10 protein-coding genes and 1 pseudogene are annotated in these 14,511 nt (G+C 57.4%); 3 read left to right on the top strand and 8 right to left on the bottom strand.

Going from position 1 to position 14,511, the window contains the following annotated elements:
- The first annotated feature begins 58 nt into the window (after nt 1-58).
- The gene (locus tag SIB73_RS09950; RefSeq protein ID WP_413406285.1) at nt 59-280 is read left to right on the top strand and encodes a DUF3493 domain-containing protein; all 222 of its coding nucleotides are present in this window, start codon (nt 59-61) and stop codon (nt 278-280) included.
- 510 nt (nt 281-790) lie between these two features.
- Here the strand turns inward: SIB73_RS09950 and SIB73_RS09945 are convergent.
- The 8 genes and pseudogenes from SIB73_RS09945 to grrP all read right to left on the bottom strand — a co-directional run.
- Nucleotides 791-1,354: pseudogene (locus tag SIB73_RS09945) on the bottom strand (low-complexity tail membrane protein); the annotation flags it as partial.
- Nucleotides 1,354-4,746 (bottom strand): translation initiation factor IF-2, encoded by a 3,393-nt coding sequence (gene infB / locus SIB73_RS09940; protein WP_413405474.1) that lies wholly within the window; start codon nt 4,744-4,746, stop codon nt 1,354-1,356. The pseudogene SIB73_RS09945 and the gene infB, both read right to left, overlap by 1 nt.
- Nucleotides 4,747-4,808: 62 nt before the next feature.
- The gene (locus tag SIB73_RS09935) at nt 4,809-5,090 is read right to left on the bottom strand and encodes a YlxR family protein (RefSeq protein ID WP_413405476.1); all 282 of its coding nucleotides are present in this window, start codon (nt 5,088-5,090) and stop codon (nt 4,809-4,811) included.
- Complete coding sequence (gene nusA, locus SIB73_RS09930; RefSeq protein ID WP_413405478.1) at nt 5,087-6,532, bottom strand: transcription termination factor NusA; 1,446 nt, start codon at nt 6,530-6,532, stop codon at nt 5,087-5,089. Before nusA ends, SIB73_RS09935 begins: the two co-directional genes overlap by 4 nt.
- A 54-nt stretch (nt 6,533-6,586) precedes the next feature.
- Nucleotides 6,587-7,054, bottom strand: coding sequence for a ribosome maturation factor RimP (rimP, locus tag SIB73_RS09925; protein ID WP_413406287.1), 468 nt, complete (start codon nt 7,052-7,054; stop codon nt 6,587-6,589).
- A 163-nt stretch (nt 7,055-7,217) separates the two neighbouring features.
- The gene (gene grrM / locus SIB73_RS09920; protein ID WP_413405480.1) at nt 7,218-8,363 is read right to left on the bottom strand and encodes a cyclophane-forming radical SAM/SPASM peptide maturase GrrM/OscB; all 1,146 of its coding nucleotides are present in this window, start codon (nt 8,361-8,363) and stop codon (nt 7,218-7,220) included.
- Nucleotides 8,360-8,695, bottom strand: coding sequence for a GrrA/OscA1 family cyclophane-containing rSAM-modified RiPP (gene grrA, locus SIB73_RS09915; RefSeq protein WP_413405482.1), 336 nt, complete (start codon nt 8,693-8,695; stop codon nt 8,360-8,362). Before grrA ends, grrM begins: the two co-directional genes overlap by 4 nt.
- Before the next feature lie 36 nt (nt 8,696-8,731).
- Nucleotides 8,732-9,652 (bottom strand): extracellular substrate binding-like orphan protein GrrP, encoded by a 921-nt coding sequence (gene grrP / locus SIB73_RS09910; RefSeq protein WP_413405484.1) that lies wholly within the window; start codon nt 9,650-9,652, stop codon nt 8,732-8,734.
- Between the two features lie 199 nt (nt 9,653-9,851).
- Here grrP and SIB73_RS09905 point away from each other — a divergent pair, with 199 nt between their 5' ends.
- Both SIB73_RS09905 and SIB73_RS09900 read left to right on the top strand, forming a co-directional pair.
- Nucleotides 9,852-10,556: a response regulator transcription factor gene (locus tag SIB73_RS09905; RefSeq protein ID WP_413405486.1), complete on the top strand. Its 705-nt coding sequence runs from the start codon at nt 9,852-9,854 to the stop codon at nt 10,554-10,556.
- 183 nt (nt 10,557-10,739) lie between these two features.
- Nucleotides 10,740-14,471, top strand: coding sequence for a glycosyl hydrolase family 18 protein (locus SIB73_RS09900; RefSeq protein ID WP_413405488.1), 3,732 nt, complete (start codon nt 10,740-10,742; stop codon nt 14,469-14,471).
- The last annotated feature ends 40 nt before the right edge of the window (nt 14,472-14,511 follow it).

Below are 14,511 nucleotides of genomic sequence, written 5' to 3'. Positions count from 1 at the left end.
TTCACGCAAACAGCTTTTGAGCGCTGAACCCGAGGGAGATCAGGGATTGGATCCGGCTATGCGGGAACGGCTGCTGCGTGAATCACGCACCCCCTGGCGGGGGCTGCGAAGGTTGCTCTGGACCGCCTTGTTCGCTTCCGGTGGCCTCGGACTCTTCGTGATGAGCTTCAGCATCAGTGCCGGCAGCAGCGCTGTCGGCACTGACCTGGCCATCCAGGTCGGGGCCGTGGTGCTCTTCGGGGGATTGCTGTGGTTTGATCGCGACCGTGGCGGTGACTGAGGCTGCGTCATCGTCATCACTGTCAACCAAGACCGGGCTCAAATCGGTTTGCCTCAAAATCTCCTGAGCCGGTTTCACGGCAGCGGCTGATTCTTTCGGTTCGGGTTGGGAGTCGAGTTCGTTATCCCGAGCTGATGCCTGACCTGTTTTGGCATCATTTTCGGCGTCATTGCCGATGACAGCCGTTTCCTCACTGAACAGCAGCTTGTGTTCAGGGTTCTGGAGCTCATCCAGGGACTGCTCAGGTTGTGCTGCTTCGCGGTCTGCAGATGCCCGTGTCTGATCAGGGTCTTCGTTGTCTGTCGAAGGGATTTCTACGTTTTCTAGAACTGGTTCAGGCTCGTCGTTCTGGGCATTCGCAGTTATTTCGGGCACTGCAGTGCCCGGTTTGGAATCGGGCGCTGGCTCAGCAGCGGATCGGCTGATCTGAGCTAGGTCGTCTCCCGAGGGGTTGGTCTTCGGTTTTTGAGGGTTGTCATCGCCTGCCTCCCATTGCAGGGGCGGCAGTTGCAGCAGTCCCACACCGAGGGACAGGCGGTTGGTCTGCAGGTCGGTCGCATTGATCGGAGTGAGGTCTGCAAATGTCTCATCACTCCGTGACAACAGCCAGATGGACTGAACAATCTGTTGCCACTGCCAGAGCATCAGAGCCAGTAAAGGAGCAGCGATCAGCAACGCTGTGAGTCGGCTGCTGTTCTGCGTGGGCGAAAACTCAGCCACCAGCAGAGCTGAATGATCAATGCTCCAGAACAAGGGAAGGAGCAGCGCAATCCCGATGATCAGAGCCGCTTTCAAACTCAGCGGTTGCTGGATGGCGCTGATGCGGCGTTGATCAACATTGCGCCTGGCAGGGGCAATGCGCACAAGCAGCAGCGAGGCCCAGTCGGGCGGACGACGCCACAGCAGCACCCCCGGCGCGACAACCGCGAGACCCCAGATCAGCAGACGCTCGAGAGCTGGTGCCGGTCCGTATGCGGGTCCTGCCAAAACGAGCCTCATGAGCTCCAGCTCCAGTGGAATGACACCAATGGCCATTAACTGAAGCCAGAGCAGTGGCTCTCGGCGGCTGATCATCAGGTGGTGAGCTTGCGACGCTGTGTGACCATTTTGAAGGCTTCGATGCGATCACCTTCTTGCCAGTTGGCAAAGCGATCGGTGCCAACACCACATTCGAAACCTGTGGCCACTTCCTTGACGTCGTCTTTGTTGCGACGCAGGGAGTCGAGGTCGCCGGCGTAGACGATCTCCTTGCCGCGGTGGACCCGAACCTTGCAGTTGCGCTGAATTTTGCCTGTGGTGACATAACAGCCGGCCACAGCGCTCTTGCCGATGGTGAACACGGCGCGAACCTCTGCTTCACCCAGGGCTTCCTCGACAAGCTCCGGTTCAAGCAGTCCTTCCATCGCCAGCTGGATGTCCTCCAGCAGCTTGTAGATCACGTCGTAATCACGCACGTCCACGCTGTTGGCATCAGCAGCCTTTCTGGCGCCAGAGGCCATCGAGGTGTTGAAGCCGATGATCACAGCTCCGGATGCAGCCGCGAGATCCACGTCGGTTTCGGTGACTTCTCCAGGCGCAGACAACAGAACCCTCACCTGGACCTCGTCCTTGGGCAGCTGCTCCAGAGAACCCAGAATGGCTTCGACAGAACCCTGCACGTCGGCCTTCAGGATGAGGTTGAGCTCCTTGAGCTCTCCCTCGTTGGCCTGACCTGACATTGCGGTCAGTGAGACCCTGCGCGACGCCATCTGCTGAGCAAGGCGCGTCGCTCGAGCGTCCGAGGCGCGGTCGCCAACAACGGCTCGTGCGGATTTCTCATCGGCGTAGACCTCAAACTCATCGCCCGCAGTGGGAACTTCGCTGAATCCGAGAGCTTCAACCGCGAAGGATGGACCGGCGTCCTTCAGGCGCATTCCTGCATCGTCGACCATCGCACGCACTTTCCCCAGCACAGGTCCAGCTGCCACCACATCACCTGTCCGCAAGGTGCCGTTCTGAACCAGGAGTGTGGCGACAGGGCCCTTGGCCTTGTCGAGGTGCGCTTCGATCACCGTGCCTCGGGCCATGCGATCGGGGTTGGCCTGCAGGTCCTCCACTTCGGTGACCAGCAGCAGCATTTCCAGCAGTTTGTCGATGTTCTCGCCCTTGATGGCGCTTACCGGCACCATCACCACATCACCGCCCCATTCCTCCGCCAGCAGGTTCTGTTCGGACAGTTCCTGTTTGACGCGGTCAGGAGAAGCGCCTTCCTTGTCGATCTTGTTGATGGCCACAACGATCGGCACTTCCGCAGCGCGGGCGTGGCTGATGGCCTCCAGGGTCTGAGGGCGCACACCGTCGTCGGCCGCCACCACGAGCACAGCCACGTCAGTGACCTTGGTGCCGCGTGCACGCATGGCCGTGAACGCTTCGTGACCAGGAGTGTCGAGGAAGGTGAGCTTGCGCGCCGCGTTGTTGTGCTCGATCTCGACCTGATAGGCACCGATGTGCTGGGTGATTCCACCGGCTTCTCCGGCGGCCACTCTTGCTTTGCGGATCGCATCGAGAAGACTGGTTTTGCCGTGATCGACGTGGCCCATCACGGTTACGACAGGTGGACGTCGGATCAGGTGTTCCCGATCCGCTTCCTCGATCATCTCGACGGTCTTCTTGGCTGCCTCCTCAACGTCGTCCTGAAGGACCGGCACACCGAATTCCTCGGCCACCGTTTCGATCGTGGGCATATCCAGGGTCTGGGTGACCGTGGCGATGATCCCCTTGAAGAAGAGGGATTTGATGATTTCTGAGCTCTCCACGCTGAGCATGTCGGCGAGCTCCTGCACCGTGAGGTTGTCCTCCGGCACAACAATCATCTCCGGCCGCACCTGCTTGGCTTCGCGTGCAGCACGCAATTCCATGGCCCTGCGCCGCTGACGCTGGCGAGCGGTTTCCTTGCGCCGCTTGCGCATGGCCGCCACAGGCTTGGGTGTGGTTCTCTGCTGGGATTTGGGTTTGGCGGGACGAGCAAGGCTCGCCGACAGCACCATGTTTTCCTGCTCACCGGCAAAACCACCGGTCTGAGCTGCCAGCGAATCATCGTTTTCGCCGATGATGTGAACCTTCTGGCGTTGCTTCTGAGGAGAGCGATTGCGCAGTGCCTCGAGTTTCGCGCTGTCATCCCAGTCAGGCCTGCCAGGACGCCTCTGACCTCCTGGACCTGCTCCAGGTCGGAAGCCCGGACGGCGTGGCGCCGTTGCTGGAGAGGGAGTGGGTCGATTGACCGGTGGTGTTGCCTTGGGGCCATCACCACGGGGTGTAACAGGGGTCCCGTCGGGACGGCGTGGAGGAGGGACGGCCGGACGCCCTGTGGGCTTCTGCAGTTGCATGAGCTCACCGGGTGCCACCGGTTTGCGCATGCCAGGCGGCATTGCCGGTCGACTGGAGCCAGGAGCGCCGCTGCGAGGACCGGTTCCCGCCCGTCCTCCTTCGCCGCGGTTGCCGCTGCCGTCGCGTCGGATCGGCTTGCCGACCAATTCAAGAGGGCTGCCTGAGCGACCTGCACCGGGCCGGCCGGACGGTGAACCCGGACGGGTGGGTGCGCCTGGACGTTGTACACCGGTTGGACGCTGTGGCGATCCGGTTCGCTGTCCCCCGGCGGCTCCAGGACGAGGAGTCCCCGGTCTGGAGGGAGCCCCGGTTCCAGGCCTCTTCGGTTGGGGGCGACCCACCAGTTCCGGCTTGGCCGGTCTCTGCGGGGAAGGCACCGTTCGGTTCACCGGTGATTTGGGCTGGGGCCGTCCTGGCGGTGGGGGAGTTGGGCGTGCTCCCCCCTCGTTCGGTGCTCGACGGATTGGAGCCGTATTGCGGGGTTTGGCTGCTGTAGCGGGCGACGGCGCACTGGGTCTCGCCGGCGGCGGTGCAGGTCGGCTGGCGCTGCGAGCTGGAGCTGGTGAAGCAGTGGGTCGCGGGGCGGGCTGCTGCGGTGGCTGGGACTGGCGTTCAACCGGTTTCTGAGGAGGTTGCTTCTGAGCGGTTTCCCTGCGAATCAGTGTCTGTGGCGGAGCCACCGGTTTCTGTGGTGTTGCCTTCGGAGGGGCAGCTGCCTGAGGTGCAGAAGGTTTTGCGGGTGCGGAGGGCCGTGCAGGCGGTCGCTGGGGGGATGTGACAGCGCGGGTAGGGGCTGCCGGTGCAGCAGCCGGTTTTGGTTGAGCTGGCTTAACCGGTGCAGGGGAATCTGGGCTGACGGCCTTTTTGACCGACAGGATTGATTTCCCAGGTGCGGGTTTCGAGGGAGCTGCAGCCGGGCTGGACGCACCACCACCGCTTTTCAGCATCGTGCGGATCTTGCCTGCTTCGGCTTCGCTGATCGAGCTGCTGTGGCTTTTGGCCGCAATGGACAGCTTCTCAGCGGCATCCAGCACGTCTTTGTTGTCCAGGCCTAGGTCCTTGGACAGCTCATAAATTCTGACTTTGCCGCTGCTGGTCATTCAAGTCTCCGGTCGGTCCGGGCACTGGGTGCTCGGGGCACCACACAAGGTGGGGCCAGTGTTCATCTTGCCTCAGCGGCTGATTCCTTGTTTGGTTTCAGTCGCCTTCTCAGCTCCTCAATCGCACTGTCGGGCACCTGGCATCGCAGGGCTTTGTGCAGGCGTTTCCGGCGCTGTGCCTCCTCAAGACAGCTCTCCCTTCGACAGAGATAGGCGGAACGCCCCGTGCCCTGATCGAGGAGAACCCCGTCCCGATGGTCGCGGATGACCCGCCAGAGAATGCTGCGGTCAAACAGCTCTCGGCAGGCGACACAGCGACGCAGGACAGGGCGTGAGGCGTTCACCGGGCTCCTTCCTCGTTGGGGTCATTGACCACCTCTGCGGTCTCGCCGTCCTGGTCAGTGGCGGCTTCCTCTGACGCCGGTTCAGCTGATTCCTCGTAGGCATCAGCCTCTGTCATTGTCTCTTCCGATGCTTCGCCGTACTCCTCATCGTCTTCCGGCAGGGGATACAGCTCACGCAGGCGTGCATCCTCTTCCGCTCTTGCGGCCTGCTCAGCGGCAAGACGTTCGTCGGCTTCACGCTGCAGGGCCTCCTCCTGCTCCCGTTGGGCGATCAGTTCCGACACAACGGCATCCTCGGCAGCCTGGTCGTATTCACTTGCGTTCTTGATGTCGATCTTCCAGCCGGTCAGGCGTGCTGCCAGTCGCACGTTCTGACCTTCGCGACCAATCGCCAGGCTCAACTGATCCGGAGGCACCAGCACATGGGCATGTTGGCCGACGGGGTCGACGAGCCGAACCACATCGACCCTTGCAGGGCTGAGCGAGTTGGCGATGTACTGGCCAGGATCCTGCGACCAGCGGATGACATCGATTTTCTCTCCTCGCAGTTCATTCACCACCTGCTGAATCCTTGAGCCGCGGGCGCCGATGCAGGCCCCGACGGGGTCCACCTCACGCTCGATGCTGTCCACGGCAACTTTGGTGCGGGGACCGACAGATCGAGAAGGGGGGTTGGCCTCCCTTGCAACGGCAACAATGCGCACGGATCCTTCCTGGATTTCCGGCACTTCGTTTTCAAACAGATACACCACAAGACCGGCATTGGCTCGGCTCACGAAGAGCTGGGGACCTCGCCTTGGGACCTCGCTGACTTCTTTAAGAAAGACTTTGAAGGTGGCGTTAGCGCGGTAGTTGTCATTGGGCAGCTGATCACGACGAGGAAGCTCCGCTTCCACTTCAGGGCGGCCCAGGCCTGAACTCACAGCCATGATCACGGACTGGCGTTCGAAGCGGATCACTCGCGCCGTCAGGACTGGATCCTCAAGGTCGGCGAATTCCTCCTGAATCATCCGCCGCTGCTGATCACGCAGCTTCTGAGCCAACACCTGCTTGGTTGTGGCCGCTGCCATGCGGCCGAAATCCTCTTTCTCCGGGGTGACATCCAGCACAACCGTGTCGCCAGCCTGGGCGTCTTCGGCCACCTGCATCACCTCAGCCAGTGCGATCTGGTGGTCTTCGCTCTCAACCTCCTCCACGATGATCTTGCTGGCGAGGACCCTGTAACCCTCTTCCTCCAGATCGAGCGCGACATCGAAGTTGCTGAAGTACTCCTCGTCAAACGGGTCTTCCCCGATTCCCAGGTACAGGGTGCGGCGGTAGCGCTCATAGCCCTTGAGCAGTGCCTCCCGCAAAGCGGCTTCAACCACCTGAGGAGGAAGCTTCTTCTCCTCACTGATGTCATCAATCAGGTTGCTGAGGCCGGGAAGAAGAACGAGTGCCATGGCGGAGACGAGGAGGAGTGAAAGAGAGGAAAGTCGGGAGCGGTTGTGATCTGTTCAGCCTGTGGGGCTTGTGAGTTCAACGCTGATCACTGAATCCCTCGGGATCCGTTTGACTCGGCCGCGCATGTTGATTTGCACGTGGTGTTCGGTGCGTTCCAGCAGGGTTCCTGACAAACGCTGTTCCCGGCCTTCGTCGTCCTGATGGACGACATCAACTGGATAGCTCCGGAAGGTTTGAAAATCCCTGTCCGACTGGAGTCTGTCCCCAATCCCGGGACTGCTGATCTCCAGAACATAAGCCTCCGCGAGCAAGGCAGAGGCTTCGATGGCATCTCCCATCGGCGCGCTGAAACCCGCGCAGTCATCCAGTGAAACGTCATCTCCATTGCTGCGTCGGATCTGCAGCTGAAGGGTCATCGGCTGCAGATGCGTCAGCACCTGGGCATTGACCAGTGAAAATCCATGGCTTTCAGCCGTGGCCTTGGCCAAAGACGTGAGATCCGGAAGAAGTGGATGGGGCAAGGGCGCGGGAAGGGTGGTCTCGGGCTCAGGCCCGATGGTGGATGCGTTGATCACCCTCCCGGAGAGAGGATCTCACCAGGCCATGAAGCCAATTTAAAGGATTGTCGCCCCCCCCCCCAAATCTCCGAACGGAGTTCGGTCACCTGTTGATCTCCTGCCCTGTTCAGGGCCCGGCTGCAGTTTCGAGCTTCTCCAGCAGCACATCCACGGGGATCTGACTGGAAAAACGACATGCACAGGTCTCTGTGGCGTCCAGACTGCCGTGCTCCCAGTATTTGTTGCTGCCGGTTCCACCACCGCAGAACCCGTAGTACTCGCATTCCTGTTTGCATCGCTTCATTCCGGAAGACATGTCACGAAGCAGTTTCTGAAACGGTTCCGTCCTGGTGGCTTCCATCAGAGACACATCGCGGATGTTGCCCAGATTGAACAGGCCATAGCGTTCGGTTTCGACCGACAGCAGTTCCGGATCGAAGGTTGAGAAGTTGCCTTTGGCATCCACGCTGAGAATCGCGTAGGGCCGATTCATCTCGTTTTGCAGCAGGCGTTGTCCCCCGGCGATCATGCCCATCACCTGATCGAACTCACGAACCTGGATGGGGAAACCATCCTTTTCATTGCAGGCCCAGAAGCGTGAAAGGAAGTCGCGATACAGCTTTTCCTTCAACAGGCCCTGCATGGACGAGCTGGTGTGGACTCCCTCCTGCTCCTCCACATTGAAACCGAGCTGATGAATCCCTTCATCACGGAAGAAGGCGTACATCCGCTCCGGTTGCTCGAGAGCATCGGCGGTCAGAACAGCAATCGCATGGAAGTCGATTCCGCGCTCACGCAGGGTGCGGATACCGCGCATGGTCTGGGCGTAAGAGCCCTTGCCGTTTCTGAAGCGGCGGTGGCTGTCGTGAATGTCCTCAGGCCCGTCGACACTCACTCCAACCACAATCCGGTTGCGCACAAAGCAGTCACACCAGTCTTCGTTGATCAGCGTTGCGTTGGTTTGCAGATGTTGTTCGATCACCACCCCCTGCTCCTGCAGACCGGCTGTCTGGCGCTGGATAATCGCGCTGGCCTGGTCATAGAAGCTGGTGGGCAGGGTCAGCGGTTCACCGGCGTGCCAGAGAATCGAGAGATGGGGCCCCCAGAATGGGCTTTCATAAACCCTCTCCAGCAGCAGAGGTAACTGCTGCTGGAGGTTGAACACATTGCGCCGCTGGCGATCGGGGAGGTAGCAGTAGCTGCAGTCGAGGTTGCAGAGCGACGTCGACTGGATCACCAGCAGACCGATCGGGCCGTAGTCGGAATGCTTCACCAGTTGACGAATCCACCGCGGTAGGCGTTGGCGAAGCCGCCACGGCCACCATTTGCGAAGCCCCTGCGAGCGCCGCCATTGCCCCAGGCCCGGCCGCCGCCGTTGCCCCAGGCCCGGCCGCCGCCGTTGCCCCAGGCGCGAGCGATCTGCTCGTCAGTCAGAACGCCATTGCGTTGCATGACGGCCCAGGCTTCGGGGCTCATCCGCTCGATCCGCTGTTCAAGGGAGTTGCCCAGATCGGGTTCGTTGTGTACGGCGGCTCTGGACGATTCACAGAGCACCGCACTTGTTGCCAGAACGGCGGCGAAGGTGAGAAGGCTTGTCTTGTTCATGGTTGACAGAAAAAGTGGATCAATTACGGCTCAATATCAGGACTGCGGATTGAATTCAGCGGCAGTGGAGAGCACGATCGTGAAGAAGCGGTTGATCTGCTCGTCCTTGAGTCCCACGGTGCTGTCGGTGCCGATCCAGGTGTTGATGGCCGAGCGGACTCCGTCGTCGTCGTTGATATATCCGGAAAGCAGGCGACCAATGCCCAGATTGCTGATGTTGAGCAGATGGGGAGTGGTGTCAGCCACCACGCAACCCACTCCGGAACGGGCATAGGGCCTGTCAGGAACAAGTGCTGCCTCAGGTGCGGTCTCAGCCTGGTTGGCTCTCAACCAGAGACTGTCGCCGCCAAGAATTTCAATGTTGCCGTCCTTGAGAGCCGCCAGAGCTTGATCAGGCGTGTCAAAAAACTGGAATTTGGCGTCATCAACCGATTCCGCCAGAACGGTGGCCGCCATGCTGTCTTTCACAACTCCGACTGTTTTTCCGCTCAGGCTGTCCGGAGTGCCATCTATGCCGTCCGGGGCCAGCAGCCTGACTCCACCAACAGAGAAGGGCAGTGTGTAGGTCAGAGAGCGCTGTCTCTCCCAGGTGAAGGCCACGCCGCAGGCGATGTCAGCAGCTCCTGATCGGATCATGTCCAGACCTTCGCGGGCGGAACCTGCCGCGACGGGCTCGATGCTCACCTCCTTGTCTTTCTTCTTCGGCGACACATTGATCTGATCCCGGATTGCTTCGAGAACAACAAAGGAAAGGCCGTCGTAGTTGTCTCCCTCCTTCTTGACCATCGGCAAGGCATCACCAATGACCACCGCCCTCAACTTGCCACTGTCATAGACATTCGCTTCTGATGAACTCTTGGTGGAGTTATTCGCTTCAGTCGTTTCGTTCTGGCACCCCACAAGGGCGATTGTGGAGAGAGCGAGCAGACCGGTTGCTGCCTTGTGGATCAGGCGCATTGTGATGACACCGTCGGATCGGATTCAACACACCACTAGGCACGGTCTGCGCAAGCGGCCAGTTCGAGAATTGGGAAACCTTCCCGATCAGGATCAGCCGAAGGGCATCCCTCTGTCGTTTTGACTGATGCCGGTGGCATGACTCCTGTCGCCCGGTTCATGTCCCATTCAGAGAAGGCGAAAACAGTGGAGCTGATCAGTGCTGATCACCATTAATGAGTCATTCCGGCTCCTGAGCGAGCATCTGAGAGACCTCTCCGGCAGTCATCGGATTCTTGTTGCTACAGCGAATCGTCCCTATGCCCTGGCCTTGGCCAGTTTCTTCGCTCTGCAAAGCACGGACCAACCATGTCCTCTGATCGGAATCGCTTCGACCCGTGAAGAGGCTCTGTCCTGTCTGGATGGAATCAGCGAACCCGTGCTGGCCTTCGTCAGCGAGCAGCTTGAGGAAGGCCGGGGGCTGGATCTGGTTGTCGACCTCAAACGGCGTTCGGTATCGGAGTCTCCGATCGCCACGGTGTTCACGCTCATGGGAGCGGATCCCACCCTGATGCGGGAGGCTCTCGCCAGTCCCACGGATGTGGTTCTCACACAACGGAGTCTTGATCTGACATCGATTGCCAACGCAATGAAGTCGATCCAGGCAGGTGAGCGTTTTGTTGATCCATTCATCCCATATGCCATTTGTCATAGAGATCCACGCGACGCGCAAGCCCTTTCAGATCGAGAACGCATGGTGCTGACCTTGCTCTGCGACGGCATGACCAACAAGGAAATCGCTGAGGAGCTTTGCATCGCTGAAACCACCGCAAGGGGGCACGTGCAATCGATCATGCGCAAGCTGAACGTGAAAGACCGCACTGCAGCAGCGGTTGAAGGAATCAGACGCCACTGGGTTGACTGAAACAATCTCAACCACTGCCACAGGTGTGACGCATTGTGTGACTCAATGATTTCAAGGCTGTGAATATCAAGTGAATGCGTCGTTGATAGTTGTGTCTGGATTCAACTGAAAACCCTAAAGATGAAGGGTTCTGGATTTCATTCTCAGCGGCAATGATTCAACTACCTCGCACAATCTTGATCCATGGCAACTTTCACCGTTGGCGACTTTAGTCAGGACATTCTTGGCTTTGATCCTGCAAACGATCAGCTGGATTTTTCTGATATTTCTGTGCATAGCTTGATCATTGGACAAGATGAAGACGGTTTTGCGACGATTGTTTTCCCTTGGCAACCCGATCAATATCAGCGAATTCTCGATGTCGATGGACAGGGGATTCGTTGGGAAGAATTAAGTGAGCGTAATTTTGCTCCTGTTGGTAACGAGCATTTGCGGCAGGATGTGGGTGGAGTCATGTCTTGGGAGAGCAAGATAGGACCCGCTTTTGATCCTGGTAATGAGAGTGTTGGCAACACTGTATATATACGTTCGCATGAAAAAAATAGTGTCACAACGGTTGATGGTTTTGACCCTCGTTTGGACAAAATTAATTTCCTTTATTTTGGTACTCGTGAGCGCCTGACAGTTGAAAATGTTGGTTCGGATTTGGTTATAAGCTCTGAGCCTCTTGGGCAAAAGTTTATTTTTTCTGATGTTCAGAAGGAGGATTTGATTGGAGCAAATCTAGAATTTCATTTTGACCAGATCGAGGAAGACCTTCTTGATCGAGCTTTTGGCTTCAGTCCTGAACAGCTTGCCTTGGTAGACCGAACAAGTCTGTTCACTCCTGATGGTGGTTTGACTGATGGTTCGCAAACTCGGCCAGGAGAATTTGTCACAGCTTTCGGTGAAGCTCCCGGTCAGCCCACGACACTCGATGAGAGTAATCGTTTGATTCAGGAGCGAGCTGATCAGGATCAGTCGAGTGCATCAATCGAAAAGATGCCCATGACTGCTGAGTCTCAGCAGTCGTCCGACGGGATGGATTCAATGCCTATGGATATGGTTTCTCCGGATCTTTCCAATGTGGTGATGAATCTGCCGGGCGGTGCCAATCCTCACAACAGTTGTCTTCAGCTCGATGTGAATGGATCTCTGTGGTGGGGTGGTGGGATCAGCGGCGATCTGATCATCCGAAACCCGATGGGAGTAGCGGTGGAAGATTGGGAAGTTTCCTTCCTTACTTCGCATAGTCAGTTTGAAAGTTGGTCTGGAGATGTTCAGGTTTCGGATGCAGGAAATGGCCTCAACAGAGTTACATTCAATCCTGCTGATTGGAATGGAACGATTCCAGCGAATGGTGAGATCTCAATCAGCTTCAATGCCCAGGGTGAGGGGCTTCCTGACAGTGGAGCTCTGACCAGCTCAGACTTCTTCACTGGTGCCGCTGTTTCTGCTGCCCCTGTTGATACATCGACATCACTGCCTTCTCCAGCGCCTGCCCTCTCTTCTGATCTTGAGGCGGTGGAAGAGCAGGCGCTTGCTTCTTCTGGTCCATCACTTCAGCCAGGGGATCCCGCTGAAATCGCAGATGCATTGATGACTGGAGGCGATGCTGATCCATCGGCTGACCCATCGCTGCTGAATGACATCGCTGAGGCGGCCACTGTGCAGGCTGATTCCAGTGGCAATCCGCTCAGTCTCGAGGTGAGCGGGAACTTGTACTGGGGTGGCATGAGTGGAATTCTCACCATCACAAACACTTCAGAGCGCGCAATCGATAATTGGTCTGTCAGTTTCGAGACCCCCCACAGTGATTTTCAGAGCTGGGCTGGTGGTGCTGACATCGATGTATTGCCAGACGGCGGCAGCCAGGTGACCCTCACCCCTGCTTCCTGGAACAGCGAGATCGCCGCCGGTCAAAGCATCGATGTGAGTTTCAATGCGGTCAGCGAGGGACTTCCAAACAGCGGAGAACTCACCAGCGATCTGTTTTTCAGGGCAGAGAATGTTTCTCGTTCAGCAACCATCGTTGCCAACGAAACGTCAGGTGAAGTTCTGCCGATTGGAGGCACGGCAGAGACTCAAGAAGTTCCTGAAGCCGATGCAAATGCAACAATAACGTCAGAATTTTTGTCTGCAGACCCTGGTGAGATTTCAGCAAATCTGCAGGTTGCAGATCAACTTGATTATTCCAATTCATTAAACACCGTTGCCAAAGAAGCGTCGGCTGAACATCTGCTCAATGGGGGTTCGGCGGATGCCGCAGAACGTTCTCAAACTGATGTGGCTGTAACGTCAAGGTCAGACCTTCTCTCTGCCGGATCTGGTGAGATTTCAGCAAACCTGCAGGTTGCAGATCAAGTTGATTCTTCCAATTCACTGAGTCCGTCCAGCCAGGAGATCAACAGTCCAGAGAAGAAAGTCGTTGCTTATTTCGAGGAATGGGGGATTTACGAACGTGATTTTCTTGTGCAAGACATCAATGTCGAGCAACTCACCCATATCAATTACAGCTTCTTTGATGTGAAAGCCAACGGTGATGTGAATCTGTTCGATCCATGGGCGGCTGAGGACAAGAGATTCACAGCAGATGAGCAGGTTAATCGAACATTCTCAGCGGCTGAATGGCAGGACCTGGATTTGGAACGGCGTAATGCATATGTTGATGGCGGTGAGTTCACGTCCATCACTAATTCTGATGGATCTGTGACCGTGACGGGTGTTCCGGTGGGCTGGAGCACGCCTGTTGAATATGTGGGTAATCTGCGCCAGTTCGACCTCGTTAAACAGCTTTATCCTGATATCAATCTGGGATTTGCTCTCGGTGGCTGGACCCTGTCGGATGAATTCAGTCTGGCAGTTGATTCTGCCTCTGGCCGAGATGGCTTCACTGACAATGTTGTTGACATTTTCAAGCAATATGATTTTTTCAATACTGTTGACTTTGACTGGGAATACCCCGGTGGTGGGGGTGATTCGGGAAATGCCTCCAGTTCTGAAGATGGTGCAAACTTTGCGTTAACTCTTGAGCTTTTGAAGGGCAAGCTTGACGAACTTGAGCAGTCAACAGGTGAAAATTATGAGGTTTCGATTGCCACTGCTGGGGGGGCAGACAAGCTTGCCAATCTGAATCTTCCAGGGATTGATCCCTATGTTGATTTTTACAATGTGATGACCTACGACTTCCATGGAGGCTGGGAGTCAGTGACTGGTCATCAGGCAGCCATGGTCAATGATCCTGGTGGCTATGACATCGCTACGGCAATTGAACAGTTCGAAGTCAATGGTGTTGATCTGAATAAGGTGGTGCTTGGAGCTCCTGCCTACACACGAGCCTGGGGGAATGTGCAGGCTGGAGACACATTCGGTTTGGGAAACTCCGGTGATGCACGACAGGCTCCTGGCTCTTATGAATCGGGGAATTACGACCAGAAGGATCTGATCACTGGTGTCACCGACGGACGTTATGAATTGATCTGGGATGACGATTCCAAGGCAGCTTTCGTTTACAACGAAGACACTCAGGTCTGGAGTTCGATTGAAACTCCAGCCACCATCGCCGGCAAAACGGCTTATGTCGATGAAATGGGACTAGGGGGCATGATGTTCTGGGCTCTTTCCAACGACAGCAGTGGTGATCAGAGTCTGATCGCGTCGGCGTCTGACCTGCTTCTTGGCGGTGCCAGCTTCGATGAGGTGATTTCGAGAAGCGAACCGTTCGATTCTGTTATTGGCGGTGATGGTCATTTCGGTCTCGACGATTTCGTCGAGTCGCCGACAGTCGCTTCCAGTCAAGGCGTGATCAGTGCTGATCCCGATCTGTTCAGTGCTGGCTCGCCTGCGAGCCAACCCATCCCCCCAGGTCAGGAGTTTGACAACCCCCTCAACGCTGACGCTTTTTCGACGGTTGTTGATTCCAGCCAAATGTTCTGATTGGCCCCTCTAGCGTGAGCGCAGTTCTGACGCTCACGTC

It is taken from the genome of Synechococcus sp. MIT S9509 (assembly GCF_047303035.1).
Classification (GTDB): Bacteria; Cyanobacteriota; Cyanobacteriia; order PCC-6307; family Cyanobiaceae; genus Synechococcus_C.
Note: the sequence above shows the minus strand (reverse complement) of the source record. Positions and strands in the feature narration are given on the sequence as shown.

Coding starts and splice junctions, on each gene's coding strand:
- SIB73_RS09950 (WP_413406285.1), top strand. CDS start 59: ATGCGGGAACGGCTGCTGCGTGAATCACGCACCCCCTGGCGGGGGCTG.
- infB (WP_413405474.1), bottom strand. CDS start 4,746: ATGACCAGCAGCGGCAAAGTCAGAATTTATGAGCTGTCCAAGGACCTA.
- nusA (WP_413405478.1), bottom strand. CDS start 6,532: ATGGCACTCGTTCTTCTTCCCGGCCTCAGCAACCTGATTGATGACATC.
- grrA (WP_413405482.1), bottom strand. CDS start 8,695: ATGAACAAGACAAGCCTTCTCACCTTCGCCGCCGTTCTGGCAACAAGT.
- grrP (WP_413405484.1), bottom strand. CDS start 9,652: ATGCGCCTGATCCACAAGGCAGCAACCGGTCTGCTCGCTCTCTCCACA.
- SIB73_RS09900 (WP_413405488.1), top strand. CDS start 10,740: ATGGCAACTTTCACCGTTGGCGACTTTAGTCAGGACATTCTTGGCTTT.